This window comes from Pseudomonas sp. GM60, from assembly GCF_000282415.1.
In the GTDB taxonomy this organism is placed as follows: Bacteria; Pseudomonadota; Gammaproteobacteria; order Pseudomonadales; family Pseudomonadaceae; genus Aquipseudomonas; species Aquipseudomonas migulae.
Genome location: NZ_AKJI01000056.1, coordinates 18,586 through 36,024, shown reverse-complemented (window position 1 = coordinate 36,024; position 17,439 = coordinate 18,586). Strand labels below are relative to the sequence as shown.

The window sequence follows — 17,439 nt, the reverse complement described above, 5'->3', positions numbered from 1 at the left end:
CGCCCAACCCTGTAGGAGCCCGGCTTGCCGGCGATGGCGATTTCACGGACGCCATCGCCAGCAAGCCGGCTCCTACGGATCGCGGGATGTCCGGGATGGCGGGTTCACCCAAAACCTGTAGGAGCCGGCTTGCTGGCGATGGCGATTTCACGGACGCCTTCGCCGGCAAGCCGGGCTCCTACGGATTGGGGTGCGTCCCCATCGATTTTTTCTAATCGAAAACCTGCAATTCATCGGCGATCCGGTCGAACAGCGCCCGGTCGGATGTATCGGACAGGTAGATCGTGGGGGTGGGTTCGCTCATGTTGGCCTCCGGTAAGTCCCGCGACTTTACGTCAGCCGCAAACCCTGTGGCGAGGAAGCAGATCCAATCTCTGAGTGGGGGGATGTGCAGAGGCTTGAACTCAATCTACACTTAAGAACCGTTCTCTGTTGCGGTTAAATTTCAATACCTTTTCTTTGAGGGAGGCAAGCTCCTGGTGGATGCCCTTGTGCTGCTTTTTAACGGCCTGACCGAGTGGGTGATCGAGCCCGTCACTCGCCAGTTCCTGGGCCTTTTCGATCTGAACGGGCGCATGGGTGTACTGTTTCTGTTCTCGTCTTACAGCATCGCTTACGCCCTGTTCCGGTTCAGGAAACATCGAGGTCTCACCGACGCGCAGTCGTTCGGGCAGTTCATCGGCGGGCGTCGGGTGTATTTCCATCGTTCGGCGTTGCTCGATTACCGCTACTACTTCGTGCGGGCGATTCTGAAAGTGGCGTTGGTGTTGCCGATTGTCGGTCTGGTGGACCCGCTCGTCCTGCGCTCCGGAGACTACATCGCCTTTTTCACCAACCTGTGGGGCGCGCGGGTGCAAGTGGAGCAGAATCTTTCACTGTCCTTGCTCTACGGGCTGGGCGTTTTTCTGGTGAAAGACTTCATGGCCTACTGGGCGCACCGCGCCTTCCATTCCAAATGGCTGTGGGCATTCCACAAGGTCCATCATTCGGCGTCGGTGCTGGTTCCAGCGACCGCCAGCCGGGTTCATTTCGTGGAAAAGATTGTCGAAAAGCTCTCGACGATTATCGGCATCGGCGCCTATGCCGGCGTCTTCTGGTACGCCTGCGGCGGCGAGATCAGCCGCTATACTTTGTTCGGCGTGACCTGGCTGGTGTTCATCCTCAACGGGCTGGTGGGAAACCTGCGTCACAGTCATGTCTGGCTGTCGTTCGGCCCGGTGTTCGAACATGTGCTGAACAGCCCGGCCCAGCACCAGATTCATCACAGCGACGCACCGCACCATTTCAACAAGAACTTCAGCATCAACCTGTCACTGTGGGACTGGATGTTCGGCACGCTCTACGTCACCACGTCGAAACCCGAAGCCCTGCGGTTCGGCACCGGTGAGCAGGATTCTGAGCGTTACCTGACGGTTTACAGCCTGATCGTCACGCCGTTTGTGGACATTGCCCGCAGGATCCGTTCGACCAAACGACCTGATCGTTCGCGGGCGCCCTTGCGAACAATCCAGAATGCGTTAGCAGAAGTGGAGGTGAGACATGACAACTGATTCCGCAGAAAAAGAGTCTGTCAAAGAAGCCGTCAAACACTATGTCGAGGGTATGGTCTTCGCTGACGAAGCCTCGTTGCGAAAGGCATTTCATCCGTCGTGTCGCATCATCGGTCACTTCCAAAAAGCGCTTGAATGGCTGTCCCTTGATGAGTTTGTCGACGCGATCAAAACCGAAGGCCCGGCAGCAAAAGAGGTGAAGCCTTTTTGGGAAGTGATTGACCTGGACATAACAGGCGACGCCGCCGCCGTAAAAATCATCGATGATTATGCAGGGATGAGGTTTACCGATTACCTGTCGTTACTGAAGATCGATGATCGCTGGGTCATCATCAACAAGCTGTACTACTACCATGAGTCGTGAACCGCACGGAGACCATTGAGATGGATGTTCAGGTACATCGCGCCGACGCAACGCACATCGATCAAGTCGCCAGCCTCTTCGACGCCTATCGGGGTTTCTATGGTCAGCCTTCGAACCTGAATCAGTCCCGCCACTTTATCGCCGAGCGCATTGCCCGGGATGAATCCGTGATCTTCTGCGCCCGGGACACCGACGGCGAAGCGCTGGGGTTCGTCCAGTTGTTCCCGACCTTTTCGTCTATCGACGCGCATCGCACCTGGCTGCTCGGCGACCTGTTCACCGCGCCTGCCGCCCGAGGACGCGGGGTCGCAACGCGGCTGATGAACACCGCGCGCGACTTCGCGGTGTTGAGCGGCGCCAAAGGCCTGGTGCTGGAAACCGCCACGGACAATCACGGTGCGCAGCGGTTGTATGAAGCCTTGGGCTATGTGCGCGATACGGGTTACTACACCTATTGCCTGGATTTGAAGCAGGGCTGACCGATCACCGCGCCGGCAGGTTCCAGCGCTCGCGAACGTGCTCGTATTGCGCCTCGGGCATTTGCACCAGCAGGGGAGACTGTTGCGGATCGAGCCAGTCGAACAATCGGCTGATGTCTGCCTGATCCATGGCCGTGCAACCCGCCGTCGGCGATGTCGGGCTACGCCAGATGTGGAAAAAGATGCACGAGCCCGAGGCGGGGGACGCCGGTGTGTTGTGCTCGATGACAATGCCTTTGCGATAGCCTTCTTCGCTGCGCATGCGTTCTGAGCTGTTCCAGTCCTTGGGCATCGCCGCGCCGTCGACCAGGGTGTTGTAGTGTCCGGAATGGCTGTCGTCCACGCATTCGGTGGTCGCTGTCAGGGCGAGGTAGGGCAGTTTCGTGTCGGCCCTGGTCTCGTAACCGAACGCTGTTCCCAGCTTGAAAATCCCGGCCGGGGCTTTTCCATCGCCTTCGTGTTTGACGGGTTCTGCACCTGGCTCAACGTTGTCCAACCCTTTGCCCCAAGCCATGCCGTTTTTGCCGACCACCACCGCAAACGCCTCGCCATATTTGCGGAAGGTGTTCCCGTCGCGTTCATAGCGCTGGGCGCTGCCTTGCAGGTCATCCCAGTTTTTTGTGGTGACCACAATCAGCTGATGGCTGGTGTCGAGTGCTGCGTTGGCGTCGAGCGGCGTAATGGGGAAATCCATCACGTTGTTCGGTGCCTGTGCGCTGCCATAAGTGAAGTGCCACCATTCTTTCGAGTACCCGGAGAAACCCTCTTTTGCCATGGCGCTGCCGAGCCGCTGGCGATTGTCCTGCGCGGTCGCATTGATCGTCGGGTTGGCGGTATGCGCCCGCTCATCGAAGCAATCGAAGCCGGTGCCCATGTCGAGTGCGCCGTCATGCCAGCGCTGATCGTAGGGGGCGGTGCAATCGACCTGCGTGGCCGAGGGCGTCCAGGCGCTGGCGGGCAACGCCTTGGGCCCGGTGAGTGTCAGGTCCACGGTCGAGCCTCTGGAGTGATTCGACACTCGCGCCACATACCCCAGGCGCCAGAAGTCCTGCTTGTCCACACGCGGGTAGAACTCGGCCTTACGTGGGTCGCCCGGTTCGGTGGCAAAGCGGCCCATATCGGCCACCGCCCGATTCGGGCGATAACAATCAAACACCTTCAAACCGTAGCCTTGCGCACGCAACGACGCTTGTACCCGGGCGAGCGCCCTGGCGGCGTCCAGCGTCAACAGACATTCGGTGGCGGCATAACCGTCGAGTGGGTGACCGGTGAAGTTGTGGGCGCTGGCGTAGCGAATGTCTTGCTCGATGCTCGGATCAATCGCGCGCAGATAGACCATGTGCCCCGGCCGCGGCTCGGCACTGGACATGCCCGCTATGACGCTGCCCAGCAACAGCAGCGATTGCAGCCAGGGGCGGGCGATGGTGCGAAGAGGGCGCATGCGATGTCTCCAGAATGCCGGGTACGCAATGAACGGGGGAAAGGTAGCAGACTGAGGTGAGGGGGACTGACCTCAGTCAGTATTTCCGGGGCACCACGTTAATCTCGTACAGATCATGCGGAGCATAAATCCAAGATGCAGGATCATCGCCCAAATCCGACGCTTAATCTGGAGTATTGCGCCGATCGCCCGATATTCATGGACTTCTTGCAACAGGCACAGCGCTCGCCTGACGCCATTGCGGTCGTCTCTCACGACGCGACGTGCAGTTATCGTCAGCTTGAACAGATAAGCCATGGCATTGCGTCCTTCCTGAAGGTCAATGGCGCGACCGAATCCGACCGGGTGGTGATTGTTTCCAATCGCTGGTCAGGTTGGTGGCCTATCCGTTGCTGCGATGATGGCGGCTGGCGGTTTCGCCCTTTCGTTCGGTGCCTCGCTGTGGCTCGGCATGCTCTCGAGGGGGGCGCTCAGATCAAAAGCTGAAGGCGAGCTAACGCTCGGCCTGATGAGTGGTGAAAATCAAAAGCACACACCGATCCCTTGTAGGAGCCGGCTTGCTGGCGATGGCGGTGGGTCAGTCACCTGTTTACTGATTGGACGGACGCTATCGCCAGCAAGCCGGCTCCTACAGTTGATTGGTGTAGCCAGTCCGTTTTAGGTGCCGCCCCGGCCATGGATCGGTGCGCAGTTTAAGATCGATATCACCAGCGCTTTTGAGTTGCATCAACCTTCACGCTTGATGATGGGGTGGCAAAAAAAACACGGGTTACGCTGGTCGTTGCAGCGGGAACTTCAGGCTGCCGGGCAGGTCAGTTGGGGCCCTGTATCGAGTGCTGTGGTCGGTTGTACGATCGTGCCACGAGAGATCAATCGAGTTCGCCCGCTGATGCCAACCAAACGTTTTCTGACAGGTTTCATTCTGGTGTTCTGCGCCAGCGCGTCGCTTTATTCGGTGGCTGCTGAGCGAAGAGCCACAGCGCAAAGCAACAGCGCATCAACCACCCTGATCGAAACGGCCTCGCGGCAGTATGAAAATGGCCAGTTGGACCAGGCTGCTGCCACGCTGGAGCGAGCCCTGCATATCCAGCCGAACAATCCCGCGACGCTGCATTACCTCGGTGTGTTGCGTCTTCAGCAGGGGCAGTACCAGCAGGCTGAAAACTTGGCGATGCGCTCTAACATTCGGGTGGGGCGTAACGTCGAGTTACGTAACCGCAACTTGCAATTGATACAGGCTGCGCAGCAGGCCCAGGCTTTCGGTATCCCACCCAGTGCCAACGTAGACAGGGTTGCCGTACTGAACAAACCGGAAGCGGAGACCCAAAGGCGCAGCGAAGAAGAAATCAGCATTGCTGAACAACCTGCTCAGAATGCTGGGCGCGACGCTGGCAGCTTCGTTCGCGCAGAGGCAGCGCCGGCATTGGACTCGCCTATGGTTGGCAGGCCGGGGCCCGAAGGAAACATGCAAATGGCTTCCACCGAGCCTGCGGGTACAAACGATGCGGTCGAGATACCCCGGGGCCATTGGCCGCCGCCGGGTAAATGCCGAATCTGGTTCCCGGATCGCCCACCGGGGCATCAGCCCGCACCCGGAAAATGCAAGAAGCTGCGACATCGGGTTCCGCCAGGGGCCTATTTGGTCCGTGGTTGAGCTGGGCGTCCGTATATGGACTCATCAGGTTCCCTTCTTCCTTGAGGACAGACGGGTGAGCCATTCACTGCATTTGCCATCACCGATGGAGGGCCAAAACCCTCAATCTCGAATCGCTGAATCCTGGTCGATGGCACGTTGAAAACGCTGCTGCGAACAAACTGAAAATCTGCCTTTCCAGCGCTTGACCTTAAAGTTCAGTTTAACGTTAAGGTGATTTCAAGCCGGCCTCAGAAGCCGGCCCTGGCTGACGCCATCAAGCAGATGCAATCACCTGGAGAGAGACAGATTGAAACTCGCAAGCGCCGTTTTAACAGGATTGCTGTTCAACACGTTCGCCAACCATGCGTTGGCGGGGACGCCTGAAATGCCCAGCCCGACCAACACAACCATGATCGATATCGCCGGTCACCAGGTGCCCGTCGTCAAGGGCGGTTTGTACGATCGCTTTCGCTCCAACCCTCCTTTGTCGGTGATTGCAGCAGAAGTACCGGGCGTTGATTTGGGCTGGTTCAAAGGGTTGGAGAAGAACAAGGTCGACATAGGCTTTGAATCGTTCTCCCCAAACTTTTACTACCAGAACAGTCGCGTAACGGCTGTCTATACGGCAGATCTGGACAAGCTCCGGGCACTGATGCCACCCGAAGTGTTGGCAGCCGCCCAGCCTCTGCAAATCTGGCCCGGTCGAGGCTTGATTGCGTTTACCGCATACACCTATGAGCACTGCGATAACGACGCCTATAACGAAGTCGCGGTGTCGATCATCACCAACAAACCGGGCAAAGCCAATCTGGGGCCGTTCACGCTGATTGGCCAGTCGATGTCTGGAGACTTCTGGGGTTATGTACTCAAGTTGCCGGTCAATACAGAGCTTGCGAGGGTTCGTGGTGTCGTCGGTTACAACCTGCCGAAATGGCTGACGGGGATTGACCGCAAAGAAGATGCCCAATCGGTGGTCTATGACATTACCGATAGCGAGACCGGCAAAGTGGACGTGTCCTTCAAAGCGCAGAAGCTCGACGACCTGTCCAGTGACGTCGATATCGTCACCAGCAGTTTCACCAATCTCGATCACCAAGGCCGGCTAGCCTATGGGTATGCTGTTTCCCGCCAGCTCAGCCACGGCTCCAGCAGAAACGAAGATTCGGCAACCCTCACGCTGGGTGACGGCAGCCTGTCGAACTACATCCGCTCCTTGAAACTGGGGAAAATGATGAAGTACGAATACGTGCCAGCATTCCAAAGTGCGCTCTACGCGCCGAAGCCATTAGCGGCACTGGCTGACACGCACTAACTAAACCTGCCGGCAAAAATCTGTCAGGCCTCATAAGCCTGACAGGTGACGCCTTACTTGGACGATGCGGTATCACGGCCGCGCGGTGCTGCCGCCACACCTTCCTCTCGCAGACGATGCAATAACAACTGCGTGTTGTCCACGCAACCCATGCCTTCCGGCTTGCTTTCAATGCCCTCGATAACCAGAAGAAGTTGCGCTTTATTCTGGGCCAGCCGTTGCTGCAGGACTTCGATTTCCTCAACCTTGCGTTTGAGCCCGCTGAGCAACTCTTCATGCTGCCAACCGTTCGCATTCATCGGCAGTAATTGTCGGATTTCTTCCAATGAAAAACCCGCCGCCTGGGCGCCCGTGATGATCTCCAGAACCCACTCTGTGTCAGGGGCGTAGTCCCGATACCCATTGGCTTTGCGCACGACAGATTTAATCAGGCCGCTTGCTTCGTAGAAACGAATACGTGAAGGCGCCAATCCGCTGATTTTCGCCAGTTCGCCTATTCTCATATTCCCCCCAGAAAACCATTGACCTTAAAGTTGACTTTAAACCTAAAGTGATTTGGTGGCCAAGCGGCGCGGATGTCATGCGTTGCTCAAACGCCATGGAATGCAGGGATAGGCGAAAGCCAGACCAGGACCCGTCTCAGAACCGCCTATGGGGTGGGCTGCACTTGTTCAACAAGGGGCACGATCAGTACACGATTCTGGTCATGGCCTCCATTTCATTCGGGAGATGCGAACATGGGTTATGTCACTACGCAGGACGGTGTTGAGATCTTTTATAAAGACTGGGGACCACGCGATGCCCCCGTGGTCTTTTTCCATCACGGATGGCCGCTCAGCGCGGACGACTGGGATGCGCAAATGCTATTTTTCCTGGCGAACGGCTACCGGGTGGTTGCACACGACCGACGCGGTCATGGGCGATCTAGCCAGGTCTGGGACGGGCACGACATGGATCACTATGCCGATGACGTCGCGGCCGTAGTCGATCATCTTGGCGTGCAGGGCGCAGCCCATGTGGGGCACTCCACCGGCGGTGGTGAAGTCATTCATTACATTGCTCGCCACGGCGAAGACCGAGTGTCCAAGGCCGCCATCATCAGCGCCGTGCCTCCGCTGATGGTTCAGACCCCGGCTAATCCAGGTGGCTTGCCGAAGTCGGTTTTCGATGACTTGCAGGCACAGCTCAAAGCCAACCGTGCACAGTTCTACCACGACGTTCCAGCGGGACCTTTCTACGGTTACAACCGCCCGGGCGCCAAACCGTCTGAAGGCATCATCCTGAACTGGTGGCGCCAAGGCATGATGGGCTGTGCAAAGGCACATTACGACGGGATCGTAGCCTTTTCCCAGACCGACTTTACCGACGATCTGAAGAGCATCAAGATCCCCGTGCTGGTGATGCATGGTGATGATGATCAGATCGTGCCTTATGAAAACTCCGGGCCCTTGTCAGCCAGACTCTTGCAGAACAGCACGCTGAAAACCTACTCGGGCTACCCACACGGAATGCCTACAACGAACGCCGATACGATCAACGCCGATTTGCTCGCTTTCCTGCGAGGTTAGGCAACCGGGGGAGGGCGGGTAAAAATCCTGCCCTTACCTTTTCTGAAGTCACTGGAACGACGCGTTTCAGATTCGGTTGAATGCGTAAAAGCTGTGCGAACCAAGTTTCCATTTTTGGTCGATTGCTGCCAGCCACCAAGGACTGCTGTCAACCCAAAGCAGACGCTGATGACCCATACCACTTGACCGTATTCCTTCTCGCTCGGGCGAGTTCCTGATTCTTACAGCTCATGTGTATTGAATGCGCCACCAAGGTGGAGGCTTTGCAGAGCTGTTGCCAACTCGTTTGCAGAGGTTGTGATCGCCGATTGTCACCTTACCGCCCATCAGCATTTGACCGGAGGAACCGTGACACCGACTCCTCCGGCCATGAGCGGTGAATTAGTCGCCAAATGCTTCCATCAGCACTTGAACCAACTGGCCGCCCTCTGGCGTAGCCCAACTGCCTGCTAATTCAGCAATTAGCTGGTTGGTGGTGGTAAGTGTTACACCGGCTTTATCCATGCGGCGCAAGGCTATGTCATCAGCCATGGCGGTAGGCGAAGCACCACCGTCAGCCACGACCTGAACCTCGAAACCATCGCGTACCAGCGACAGCGCCGGATACACCGTGCAGACGTCGTTGGTTACGCCAGCGATGATGAGTTTTTTACGACCTGTAGCTTTCACCGCAGCGGCGAAGTTTTCGTCGTCCATTGCATTGACGATGCCCAGCCGTTTGATGCGACCGGCAAATTCGGTCGGGAGGATCTCTTCCAGCTCGCTCAGCAATGGCCCTTGGGCGTGCTCTTCCATGCTGGAGGTCAGCACCACAGGGAGCTTAGGGATGCGAGCGGCTTTGGCCAGCATCAGCGCGTTGCGTTTGAGTTCTTCAAAGGGCATGGATTTCGCCCACCCCATGGTGCCGACCTGATGGTCGATCAGCAGGAGGGCAGCATTGTCGGCACTGAAATTTTCGTACGTCATGGTCTTTCTCCTAGGGATTATTTGGGGTACATCACCCCGGTTGGGGATTATTTGCATCAATTGGCAGCTTGCAGCTTTCCGAATGAGCCGCGCTGGTATCCGGAGACCGCCTTGACCAAAGCGCTTGCGGAGGCAAGCGCCAGTGGCCCTTGCCAAAACACAGGCTGGTTCAGCGGAACGCCGGAAAACATTACTGCCTTGGCGTTACCCTTGTTTGCAGCCAGGGTCACGACCCGATCTGCCGTTTGTGGCAGGTTTACGGCAGCCTTCGGCTCACCCAGATCGAAAGGTTGGCCGTCCACCGAAGTCTCGCCATCGATGGGCATCACAAAGGCGATGTGGCCTTCTGGAACCGAGATCGAGACTTCACTGCCGGCTTCTAGCGAGATATCCAAAAGACGGACTTCTGTAGGCGTTGCCAGGGGAGACACTGCTCCCTCGAAGCTGCCCAGCGGTACACGAATCTTTGCCCCTGATTTGTAGATAACGGGCACGTCCTGAGTTTCCAGGCTCAACACAAATGGCACGTCGCCCTGTTTCTGCTCCGGCAAGTTGATGAAGATCTGAAGCATGTGGACGGTCTTGCCGGGCTCTGCCGGAACCTCTTCATGCACAATGCCTTGTCCTGCTGCCGTCCAGTGCAGCCCACCCGGTTGAATCAAGTTGCGGTTGCCCAGCGAATCTCGGTTGTCGATACCTGTTTCTGAATCCAGAAACAGGTAAGAGACCGCTGAAAAACCTGCATGAGGGTGTGGGGGGAACGTCGGCCCGTTGATCCAGGCATGGTCAACACCCAGAAATGGATCGATAGGTTTTGCGTGCTGGTCGCCACGCAGGTTGAAGGCCCTGAATTGGCTGCCGTGGTTCATGCGCTGCAAACGTGCACTGGATGACATGACGGTCTCCTTATGCCCCTTCGGACATGGCTGGATAGTCGATGTAGCCTTCCGCACCAGGGGCGTAGAAGAGGTCTTTGTTCGGTACATTCAACTCAGCACCGACAAGGAAGCGATTCGGCAAATCCGGGTTGGCGAGGAACGCGCCGCCGAATACGGCAGCATCGGCTTTGCCCCCGGCAATCAGGGACTGAGCGCTGTCTTTGGTCTGGCCACTACCGATCAGGTAGCTGCCGTCGAACAGAGGGCGAAGGGCTGCGTGGTAATCGAACTTGGCACCAAACAGGGCCACGTGCAGGTATGCCAGTTCAAGATCGCGCAATTGCGAGACCAGGTAGGTGTAGGTTTCCTGCGGATTGGCGTCGACGATGTCATTGAAGTTCATCTCCGGAGAAATCTTGATGCCTACGCGATCACCACCCACTTCGTCGACCATGGCGGCGAGCACTTCCAGAACGAATCGGGCGCGGTTTTCGACCGAGCCACCGTATTGATCGTCGCGCTGGTTGCTGCCAGTGGAAAGAAATTGCTCTGGCAGGTAGCCCGAGGCCGCATGTAGCTCAACACCATCGAAACCGGCTTCAATCGCCAGACGTGCAGCGTTGCGATAACCGGCGATCACTTCGGTGATCTCGGTAACGGTGAGCGCGTGTGGAGTGACGAAATCTTGCAGACCAGTTGCGGTATAGGTCTGACCCGCCGCCTTGATCGCGGAAGGGGCCTGAGGCTGTGCACCGTTCGGCAGCAGGGACGGGTGCGACACACGTCCGCAATGCATCAGTTGCATAAAGATGCGACCGCCGCGAGCGTGAACGGCTTTGGTGACTTTCTTCCAGGCCGCCACCTGTTCTGCGGTTTCAATGCCTGGCGTGCGAACGTAGCCCTTGCCCATGGCAACCGGGAAAACGCCTTCGCTGATAATCAGACCCGCCGAAGCGCGCTGGAAATAGTAAGTGGTGACCAAGTCAGAGGGCACGCCAGCATCATCAGAGCGCGAGCGGGTCATGGGCGCCATGACCATCCGGTTGGAGAGAGTGTAACGGCCTACTTTGACTTCGGAAAAAAGAGAGTTCATTGCGCTGTTCCTCAGTGGTGATGTGACTATGATTGATCAATCCGAATCCGGGATAAATCCGGTAAAATTGAAATCACTGATCCACTGATGGAGCAATGCGTTGGAGTATCTCAATGACATGGCGTTGTTTGTCGAGGTTGTGAAAGTGCGCAGCTTTCGACGGGCAGCGGAGGCCCTCGATATGCCGAACTCAACTCTTTCGCGCCGTATCAGCGGTTTGGAGAAGGCCATTGGTCTTCGTCTTCTGCACCGTACAACGCGCAAGATCGAGCTGACCGAGGCCGGGCAGCTTTACTACGAACGCTGCAAACGAATCGTCGACGAAGCGAGACTTGCGCATGAGCAATTAGGCGAGATGCTGGCTAGGCCCAGCGGTTTGTTGCGGGCGTCACTGCCCGTGGATTTCGCCAATGTCTATTTGGCGCCGCTGATTGCAGAGTTCGCTCAGCTTTACCCGGGAATCAGCTTTGAGTTTGACCTCACCCCACGGCAGGTGGATCTGATCAGCGAACCGGTCGATGTTGTGATCCGCATGGGTGAGCCTGCCAACTCGAATCTAATCGCGCGAAAACTGGCGAGCCTTCAGCGCTTTTTGTATGCATCTCCCCAATACCTGGAAACGTCGGGCGAACCGCAGTCGCCTTCGGATCTGCCCCACCATGAATGCTTGCGACTACGGGGCCCAGGTTCGGATCGCTGGACGCTTTCGGGAAAAGGTGGAACCGAGCAGGTCGATGTCGGTGGACGTTTCGAACTCAACAGCGTTGGGATGCTGAGGCGTCTGGCGTCATTGAATTTGGGGATCACACTGCTGCCGGAGGGGATCGCCGCACAGGACGTATCCGAGGGCAAATTGCGACAAATTCTGCCGGAGTGGCAAGCGTCGCCAGTATCAGTGTATGCCCTCACTGAAACGCGGCTACTGCCTGCCAAGACCCAGCGGTTTATCGAATTTGTGCGCGATAAGTTGGAAGCCAATTAGCGCTGTGGCTCGCAGATTCCTGGGACGACTGTCCGCTTCTGGCCGATTTCCGCCTATCCCCACCGTCAGCTTTGAATCGATCCAAATCATACAGCCGCCAATCACCCGCCCCGTGAAAGGCTTCATTGGAAACCTTCTCTGATCGCGCTGAAGAGCACACGCGTCAGTAAGACGCGTGCACGGGCTTTCCCTTATGGTCCCAACATGACGTCCGGACGACCAGCGTCATGTTCGTAGATCAACGCCATGGGTCGGCAGTGCCCAGGGCAGGATGACTTCCTGGAATTCACAAGTTCGGTATGTGCAGCAGGCAAGATGCCGGCTTAGTTCTCCATCACCTCATCCAGTGCCTGTTCGAGGGTGCTGACCGTGCGCTCGATATTTTGCAGCTTTTCGAGTCCGAACAGGCCGATGCGAAAGGTCTGGAAGTCGGCCGGCTCGTCGCATTGCAACGGCACTCCAGCGGCGATCTGTAGGCCGTGGTCGGCAAATTTCTTGCCGTTCTTGATGTCGGCATCATCGGTGTAGCTCACCACGACGCCAGGGGCCTGAAAGCCGGCTGCGGCCACGCTTTTGATGCCTTTGCCGGTCAACATGGCGCGCACCCGATCACCCAGCGCCTGTTGTTCGTCGCGGACCTTGTCGAAACCGTAGGCTTGCGTCTCTTTCATCACTTCGTTGAATCGCGCGAGGGAATCGCTGGGCATGGTCGCATGGTAGGCATGTCCGCCCTGTTCGTAGGCCTGCATGATCTGAAGCCATTTTTTCAGGTCGCAGGCGAAGCTGCTGCTCTGCGTCTGCTCGATGCGTTCGAGGGCCAGGGAACTGAGCATCACCAGGGCGCAGCAAGGGGAGGCGCTCCAGCCTTTCTGCGGTGCGCTGATCAGCAGGTCGACGGCGCATTTGTGCATATCAACCCAAATCGTGCCTGAGGCGATGCAGTCCAGCACGAACAGGCCACCCACCGCATGCACGGCGTCGCCGACGGCTCGCAGGTACTCGTCGGGCAGGATAATCCCTGATGAGGTTTCAACGTGGGGGGCGAAGACAATCTGCGGCTTCTGCGCCGCAATGGCTGCCAGCACTTCGTCCAGAGGGGGTGGGGCGTAGGCAGCCTGGCGACCCGTGTCGACCGGTCGGGCTTTCAGCACCGTGGTGGCCGCCGGGATGTTGCCCATCTCAAGGATCTGGCTCCAGCGATAACTGAACCAGCCGTTGCGTATCACCAGGCATTGCTGGCCGGTGGCAAACTGTCGCGCCACCGCTTCCATGCCAAATGTGCCGCTGCCCGGGACCACCGCAACAGCCTGGGCGTTGTAGACCTGTTTCAGGGTCTTGGAAATGTTCTTCATCACGCCTTGAAATGACTGCGACATGTGGTTGAGCGAGCGGTCGGTGTAGACCACTGAGTACTCGACCAGCCCCTCAGGATCGATACTGGGATATAGCTTTGACATGGAGTGACTCCTTCGGCAGAGATGTCAGTGGTATCGACCCTGCCTTAAGCCTTGGCAAATGACAAGATTGCTCGGGATGGAATGGCGACTTCTGTCGAGCGGCTGGCATCATCAGGTCGATAACGACCAGTTACGAAGGGCAGCAGCCGACCCATTGCTGCCCTTCATGCAGGGCAGCAATGGGTCATCAGTTGAAAAAGTCGGATTTTCAGCCCGCCAGAACTCAGGCATGACTTCCACGCGTAGCGTGAGAACGATCAACCTCAATCAAAACTGCTTTGAGGCGCTGGCAATGCGCTGGTACTTACGCAGCTGTCGGTTAATGTTGCGGATATCCAGAAAAAATATCTCTGCGCTACGCCAGAGCAGCATCCACGCGGTGACGGTAACGACTCCCACGGGGATGGTGCCTTCAATGCCCAGAGCCGTGCCTGCCAGCACCAAGGCTAGTGCCAAGCCCAGGAGTGTCAGCGCTACCAGCCGTTGGGTGCGAATATCCCCTCTGAGTTGTTCGCTCTTTTCCGCAAAGGTATTGCTGATGGCTTGCTGCAGGCGTTCTCGCTCATCTTCCGGGCAGCGAATGTGCAGACACAGTTCGGAGTGGTACCAGGCGCTATCTGACAGGTAGTCCACCAGCTCGGGGCTTAGCTTGGGGTTGTCCGGCGAGGCAAACGGATTGAGGTAATCGTGGGTAATCGTCAGATCGATTTTTTTTGTCATAACGAACCTTCACCTGATTGAGCTGTGGACTGAGATTTTAGTGTTCGAGGTAAAGCTAGTCGCAAGACAGCTGCTCTGCCTGATCGGCAGTTGCACGCGCTGTTGCAAGAGCGGATTTATCCGCGATGCGTTGGCTGAATGTGCGCCGCGACCGTCTGCATCAGCGCTGATTGTTATCACTCTCTCCGTGAGGGACATCAGGCAGCGGGCGGCGCATGCGCGGATAAGGGCTAGAGGCAGCTTTTGGCCGCTTTCTGCCTGTCGCGGTGTCGCTGACCGACTCTGCATGAACACCGTGAGCACCAGGACAGCATCCGGCCACAGCCAGTAAACTGCGGGCCGGAGCTGGATCGGGGAGGAGCGTCATATGTGCATAGGTGAACTTGCCAGGTTGTCGGGGTGCACTCCCCAAGCCATTCGTTTGTATGAGCAACTGGGCCTGCTGGGCCCTCAGCGCCACGGCAGTTACGGGTTGCCCCAAGGGACAGAGTCAAGCGCTGGCGTCATGTCAATCGAAGGTGACGGCACAGGACCAGGCACTTCAAAGGTCATTGGTTTTGTGAAATAACACCACCCATGTATTGATTTAAATCGCGAAAATCCTTAACGCTCCATGAGTGCGGCGATAGCTTTACTCCATTCTCACGCAAGGTTCTTGGAATTAAGTCGCCATTTGGGCGAAGTATTATCGAAGATACAATCACGCCAGGATAATCATTTAATCGTTTTTTGAAAGCGGACGTTGTTAGATCAGGTGTAGGCGGATTGCTTTTATTGGCCAGCGGTCCTGTTGCCTTGAGATCCATTCCGTGGCACATGCTGCATCGCTGTAGATAGAGATTTTTTCCATTAGCATTATCCGCGAAGGATAGTGATGTTTGAGTCAGCGATAAAATTCCTAGCGAAGCGATGAATAATATTTTCATTGTTTTTATCTTCCTTGATGGAATCGGCGTCGATTGGACGCGATTTGGAGCGCGGGAAAGATATCAGTCATCGCGTCGGCACACAGTCATTTCTGCATTTCTGATGCCCATTAAACCAACACGTTTTCCCGGCGCATCCCGGTGAATATTCTTGGTCGATTTCTTCCTGTCACGATGGGCAGAAATCGACCCATTACGGACGCTGACCAACGACTAAGCTAAGGGGCGGCGGCGCGCCGTCCCAGCGAATGAAATGAGCGATTTCAGCGCCTTGTTAGGCGTAGCTGATATACGGCTCACCGAATACATCCTTGAATCTAAAAATATCTTTACCCACTATAAATATCCGAAATCTTGGGTCATTTTGTGCTTGATATGCAGGTATGTCATTGCGCACAAATCGGATTCCAAGGTTAGAAAGCTTAGATTCCATTGCTTCTGCCAAATTGTTGTCTTTGTAAAAGCCTACGATGTGCCAATGCTCCATTTTCATAATGTGGTCATAGAAGAATTTACAAGCGACTTCTTCGGATGTCGAACTAAATATTGGGGGGTGATCTACCCCGCGCTCCGTATAAAAAACTGACCAAAAACCATTTGTATTGCATAGGCAATACACGTCACTTCCATTGCTGTTGATTGCGAAGTTTTGAGTGCTGCAGCCTTCGGCAATTAACTTTTCATGCGTTTCGAAGGTGTCCATGGCTATGCCTGACTATAAGTAGACGATACAAGTGGCATAATATTTTCCGCTGTTTGTGTCTGATAACGTTCCTTGTCCATGCGTAACGCCTTGTTCGGCTTGAGTGTCGCGCCAGAAACGCAATATGAGGTGAGGAGGTAAAGCGACATGACTTGGGCGCACATTACTGGCGCATTAGCAGCGTGTCCATGGTCTGCTTTTGGCCGAATGCAGCCAATTGCAACTGCAGCTTTCGACCAATCGCGCACGCTCAATCTCGATTCTCAGACTCTCCTGATGCCACTGCCAGGATCGCCCCATATGCTTCTTCCTCAGGGACATAGGAAACAAATTTGTCACTGGCATCCTTTTGCACCCAAAGGCGTCCACAGTTCTGGCATTCGTAGGCAGTCGACATTCGGTGATTGTAGATGCTGGATATCGGGCCTTGCAGTTCGTCAGTAGCGCTGATCCAGGGTGCGAACTTGCCAAATGCCTCAGCTATCGCAGCCTTGTCCCCGGACTCCGCAGCCTCTACCAGAGGTTTGAGCTCACAGTGCACCTCATCCCAAAATTCATTTTCTACCTCGTCGCGAAGCAGGCTCGCCTTATAGGGCAAGCTGTCGGTCTGATCGGTAATCACATGGCCACACTTGCAACCCAGTTTGCTTATTTGCGGTTCATCAGCCTGGCGTTCGATCATTTCGTTAAATGGCGGACAACTCTTTGGCAAAACTTTCGACTTGGGCAGGAGTAATTCACTCAGCCCTTCAGGCTTTCATCAGCCTGTAAAATTCCTCCAGCGCCTCGCGAAATTCCGCCAGGGAAAAACTGATCGGGCGATTCTCGGCGTCCCATCGAGTGGTGATACCGACTTCCAGGCCGCTGGACACGCTCAACCCAAAACGGCGCCAGTGCAGAGTCTCTCCGTCAATCACCTGTTCGGTCATCAGCACAAAGCAATCGAAGTCCATGTCATCGCCGCAGACCAGCAGCGGAACCGGCGTCGATGTGCCGTCTTCTGCAGGCGCGAAACGCCGTTGGGCAAGCGCGTCTTCTTCCTCGTCCAGCAACCACATCAATGAAAGACCGTACAGGTCGAGATCGGGATATTCGAGCTGACTGTTTAGCCACTCCTCAATAGGTACATCGTTGATAAACAGCCAGGCACAGCAGCTACGGCTACATTTCGCTTGATGGTAAGCGGCATGGATACGGTGATACATAGGAAGTCCATTCAACGATAGAGGGCCAAGGAATCATTCGGTGGGCAATCGCTCGAGTCCGCGTGAGTCGCCGAACAGGTTATCGCCAGATTCAACGCTTGCTGAAGGGCAACCGGGCGGTAAACGGCTCGTGCCAATAGCGGGCGTCAGACCTTGGTA

19 protein-coding genes and 1 pseudogene are annotated in these 17,439 nt (G+C 56.3%); 9 read left to right on the top strand and 11 right to left on the bottom strand.

Annotated elements, in window-relative coordinates; genetic code table 11:
• Positions 1 to 479: 479 nt before the first annotated feature.
• Genes PMI32_RS14580 through PMI32_RS14590 form a run of 3 tightly spaced genes read left to right on the top strand, consistent with a single transcriptional unit; the run spans position 480 to position 2,393 of the window.
• A complete protein-coding gene (locus PMI32_RS14580) occupies positions 480 to 1,550 on the top strand; it encodes a sterol desaturase family protein (RefSeq protein ID WP_008029463.1) in 1,071 nt (356 codons plus the stop codon).
• Complete coding sequence (locus PMI32_RS14585) at positions 1,540 to 1,914, top strand: nuclear transport factor 2 family protein (protein WP_008029461.1); 375 nt, start codon at positions 1,540 to 1,542, stop codon at positions 1,912 to 1,914. The genes PMI32_RS14580 and PMI32_RS14585 overlap by 11 nt, the downstream gene beginning before the upstream one ends.
• Before the next feature lie 20 nt (positions 1,915 to 1,934).
• The gene (locus PMI32_RS14590; protein WP_008029460.1) at positions 1,935 to 2,393 is read left to right on the top strand and encodes a GNAT family N-acetyltransferase; all 459 of its coding nucleotides are present in this window, start codon (positions 1,935 to 1,937) and stop codon (positions 2,391 to 2,393) included.
• 4 nt (positions 2,394 to 2,397) lie between these two features.
• On the opposite strand, the gene PMI32_RS14595 is transcribed toward PMI32_RS14590, so the two are convergent.
• A complete protein-coding gene (locus PMI32_RS14595) occupies positions 2,398 to 3,834 on the bottom strand; it encodes a M15 family metallopeptidase (RefSeq protein ID WP_008029458.1) in 1,437 nt (478 codons plus the stop codon).
• A 135-nt stretch (positions 3,835 to 3,969) separates the two neighbouring features.
• Here PMI32_RS14595 and PMI32_RS29770 point away from each other — a divergent pair.
• The 3 genes and pseudogenes from PMI32_RS29770 to PMI32_RS14610 form a co-directional block, all read left to right on the top strand.
• A pseudogene (locus PMI32_RS29770) lies at positions 3,970 to 4,200 on the top strand (AMP-binding protein); the annotation flags it as partial.
• 523 nt (positions 4,201 to 4,723) lie between these two features.
• Complete coding sequence (locus PMI32_RS14605; RefSeq protein WP_032828761.1) at positions 4,724 to 5,488, top strand: tetratricopeptide repeat protein; 765 nt, start codon at positions 4,724 to 4,726, stop codon at positions 5,486 to 5,488.
• A gap of 289 nt (positions 5,489 to 5,777) precedes the next feature.
• Complete coding sequence (locus tag PMI32_RS14610; RefSeq protein WP_008029451.1) at positions 5,778 to 6,782, top strand: hypothetical protein; 1,005 nt, start codon at positions 5,778 to 5,780, stop codon at positions 6,780 to 6,782.
• Between the two features lie 53 nt (positions 6,783 to 6,835).
• Here PMI32_RS14610 and PMI32_RS14615 read toward each other — a convergent pair whose 3' ends face one another.
• The gene (locus PMI32_RS14615) at positions 6,836 to 7,285 is read right to left on the bottom strand and encodes a MerR family transcriptional regulator (protein ID WP_008029448.1); all 450 of its coding nucleotides are present in this window, start codon (positions 7,283 to 7,285) and stop codon (positions 6,836 to 6,838) included.
• Positions 7,286 to 7,519: 234 nt separating this feature from the next.
• Here PMI32_RS14615 and PMI32_RS14620 point away from each other — a divergent pair, with 234 nt between their 5' ends.
• Positions 7,520 to 8,350 carry an alpha/beta fold hydrolase gene (locus PMI32_RS14620; RefSeq protein ID WP_008029447.1) on the top strand — a complete coding sequence of 277 codons (831 nt, stop codon included), beginning with the start codon at positions 7,520 to 7,522 and terminating at the stop codon, positions 8,348 to 8,350.
• Between the two features lie 381 nt (positions 8,351 to 8,731).
• Here PMI32_RS14620 and PMI32_RS14625 read toward each other — a convergent pair whose 3' ends face one another.
• From PMI32_RS14625 to PMI32_RS14635, 3 genes are read right to left on the bottom strand one after another with little or no spacing between them, the layout of a single operon-like run.
• Positions 8,732 to 9,316 (bottom strand): isochorismatase family protein, encoded by a 585-nt coding sequence (locus PMI32_RS14625; protein ID WP_008029443.1) that lies wholly within the window; start codon positions 9,314 to 9,316, stop codon positions 8,732 to 8,734.
• A gap of 56 nt (positions 9,317 to 9,372) precedes the next feature.
• Positions 9,373 to 10,212 (bottom strand): pirin family protein, encoded by an 840-nt coding sequence (locus PMI32_RS14630; protein ID WP_008029441.1) that lies wholly within the window; start codon positions 10,210 to 10,212, stop codon positions 9,373 to 9,375.
• 10 nt (positions 10,213 to 10,222) lie between these two features.
• Positions 10,223 to 11,287 (bottom strand): alkene reductase, encoded by a 1,065-nt coding sequence (locus PMI32_RS14635; protein WP_008029440.1) that lies wholly within the window; start codon positions 11,285 to 11,287, stop codon positions 10,223 to 10,225.
• Positions 11,288 to 11,387: 100 nt separating this feature from the next.
• Here PMI32_RS14635 and PMI32_RS14640 point away from each other — a divergent pair, with 100 nt between their 5' ends.
• Complete coding sequence (locus PMI32_RS14640) at positions 11,388 to 12,269, top strand: LysR family transcriptional regulator (RefSeq protein WP_008029437.1); 882 nt, start codon at positions 11,388 to 11,390, stop codon at positions 12,267 to 12,269.
• Between the two features lie 323 nt (positions 12,270 to 12,592).
• Here PMI32_RS14640 and PMI32_RS14645 read toward each other — a convergent pair whose 3' ends face one another.
• On the bottom strand, positions 12,593 to 13,726 hold the full coding sequence (locus tag PMI32_RS14645; RefSeq protein ID WP_008029435.1) for an aminotransferase class V-fold PLP-dependent enzyme: 1,134 nt from the start codon (positions 13,724 to 13,726) through the stop codon (positions 12,593 to 12,595).
• Positions 13,727 to 13,993: 267 nt separating this feature from the next.
• Positions 13,994 to 14,446 (bottom strand): hypothetical protein, encoded by a 453-nt coding sequence (locus PMI32_RS14650; protein WP_008029433.1) that lies wholly within the window; start codon positions 14,444 to 14,446, stop codon positions 13,994 to 13,996.
• 367 nt (positions 14,447 to 14,813) lie between these two features.
• On the opposite strand from PMI32_RS14650, the gene PMI32_RS29765 reads away from it, so the two are divergent.
• On the top strand, positions 14,814 to 15,014 hold the full coding sequence (locus PMI32_RS29765) for a MerR family DNA-binding transcriptional regulator (protein WP_008029432.1): 201 nt from the start codon (positions 14,814 to 14,816) through the stop codon (positions 15,012 to 15,014).
• Here PMI32_RS29765 and PMI32_RS29760 read toward each other — a convergent pair.
• The 4 genes from PMI32_RS29760 to PMI32_RS29370 form a co-directional block, all read right to left on the bottom strand.
• Positions 14,995 to 15,372: a c-type cytochrome gene (locus PMI32_RS29760; RefSeq protein ID WP_081501768.1), complete on the bottom strand. Its 378-nt coding sequence runs from the start codon at positions 15,370 to 15,372 to the stop codon at positions 14,995 to 14,997. The genes PMI32_RS29765 and PMI32_RS29760 overlap by 20 nt on opposite strands.
• 274 nt (positions 15,373 to 15,646) lie before the next feature.
• The gene (locus tag PMI32_RS14655; protein ID WP_008029431.1) at positions 15,647 to 16,075 is read right to left on the bottom strand and encodes a hypothetical protein; all 429 of its coding nucleotides are present in this window, start codon (positions 16,073 to 16,075) and stop codon (positions 15,647 to 15,649) included.
• A gap of 250 nt (positions 16,076 to 16,325) precedes the next feature.
• On the bottom strand, positions 16,326 to 16,757 hold the full coding sequence (locus PMI32_RS14660; protein ID WP_008029429.1) for a DUF8617 domain-containing protein: 432 nt from the start codon (positions 16,755 to 16,757) through the stop codon (positions 16,326 to 16,328).
• 67 nt (positions 16,758 to 16,824) lie between these two features.
• Positions 16,825 to 17,280: a hypothetical protein gene (locus PMI32_RS29370; protein WP_008029427.1), complete on the bottom strand. Its 456-nt coding sequence runs from the start codon at positions 17,278 to 17,280 to the stop codon at positions 16,825 to 16,827.
• Positions 17,281 to 17,439: the final 159 nt, after the last annotated feature.

Excerpts from the sequence above, each read along its gene's own strand:
- PMI32_RS14585 (WP_008029461.1), top strand. The coding sequence starts at position 1,540 with ATGACAACTGATTCCGCAGAAAAAGAGTCTGTCAAAGAAGCCGTCAAA.
- PMI32_RS14590 (WP_008029460.1), top strand. The coding sequence starts at position 1,935 with ATGGATGTTCAGGTACATCGCGCCGACGCAACGCACATCGATCAAGTC.
- PMI32_RS14595 (WP_008029458.1), bottom strand. The coding sequence starts at position 3,834 with ATGCGCCCTCTTCGCACCATCGCCCGCCCCTGGCTGCAATCGCTGCTG.
- PMI32_RS14605 (WP_032828761.1), top strand. The coding sequence starts at position 4,724 with ATGCCAACCAAACGTTTTCTGACAGGTTTCATTCTGGTGTTCTGCGCC.
- PMI32_RS14615 (WP_008029448.1), bottom strand. The coding sequence starts at position 7,285 with ATGAGAATAGGCGAACTGGCGAAAATCAGCGGATTGGCGCCTTCACGT.
- PMI32_RS14620 (WP_008029447.1), top strand. The coding sequence starts at position 7,520 with ATGGGTTATGTCACTACGCAGGACGGTGTTGAGATCTTTTATAAAGAC.
- PMI32_RS14625 (WP_008029443.1), bottom strand. The coding sequence starts at position 9,316 with ATGACGTACGAAAATTTCAGTGCCGACAATGCTGCCCTCCTGCTGATC.
- PMI32_RS14630 (WP_008029441.1), bottom strand. The coding sequence starts at position 10,212 with ATGTCATCCAGTGCACGTTTGCAGCGCATGAACCACGGCAGCCAATTC.
- PMI32_RS14635 (WP_008029440.1), bottom strand. The coding sequence starts at position 11,287 with ATGAACTCTCTTTTTTCCGAAGTCAAAGTAGGCCGTTACACTCTCTCC.
- PMI32_RS14645 (WP_008029435.1), bottom strand. The coding sequence starts at position 13,726 with ATGTCAAAGCTATATCCCAGTATCGATCCTGAGGGGCTGGTCGAGTAC.
- PMI32_RS14650 (WP_008029433.1), bottom strand. The coding sequence starts at position 14,446 with ATGACAAAAAAAATCGATCTGACGATTACCCACGATTACCTCAATCCG.
- PMI32_RS29765 (WP_008029432.1), top strand. The coding sequence starts at position 14,814 with ATGTGCATAGGTGAACTTGCCAGGTTGTCGGGGTGCACTCCCCAAGCC.
- PMI32_RS29760 (WP_081501768.1), bottom strand. The coding sequence starts at position 15,372 with ATGAAAATATTATTCATCGCTTCGCTAGGAATTTTATCGCTGACTCAA.
- PMI32_RS14655 (WP_008029431.1), bottom strand. The coding sequence starts at position 16,075 with ATGGACACCTTCGAAACGCATGAAAAGTTAATTGCCGAAGGCTGCAGC.
- PMI32_RS14660 (WP_008029429.1), bottom strand. The coding sequence starts at position 16,757 with ATGATCGAACGCCAGGCTGATGAACCGCAAATAAGCAAACTGGGTTGC.
- PMI32_RS29370 (WP_008029427.1), bottom strand. The coding sequence starts at position 17,280 with ATGTATCACCGTATCCATGCCGCTTACCATCAAGCGAAATGTAGCCGT.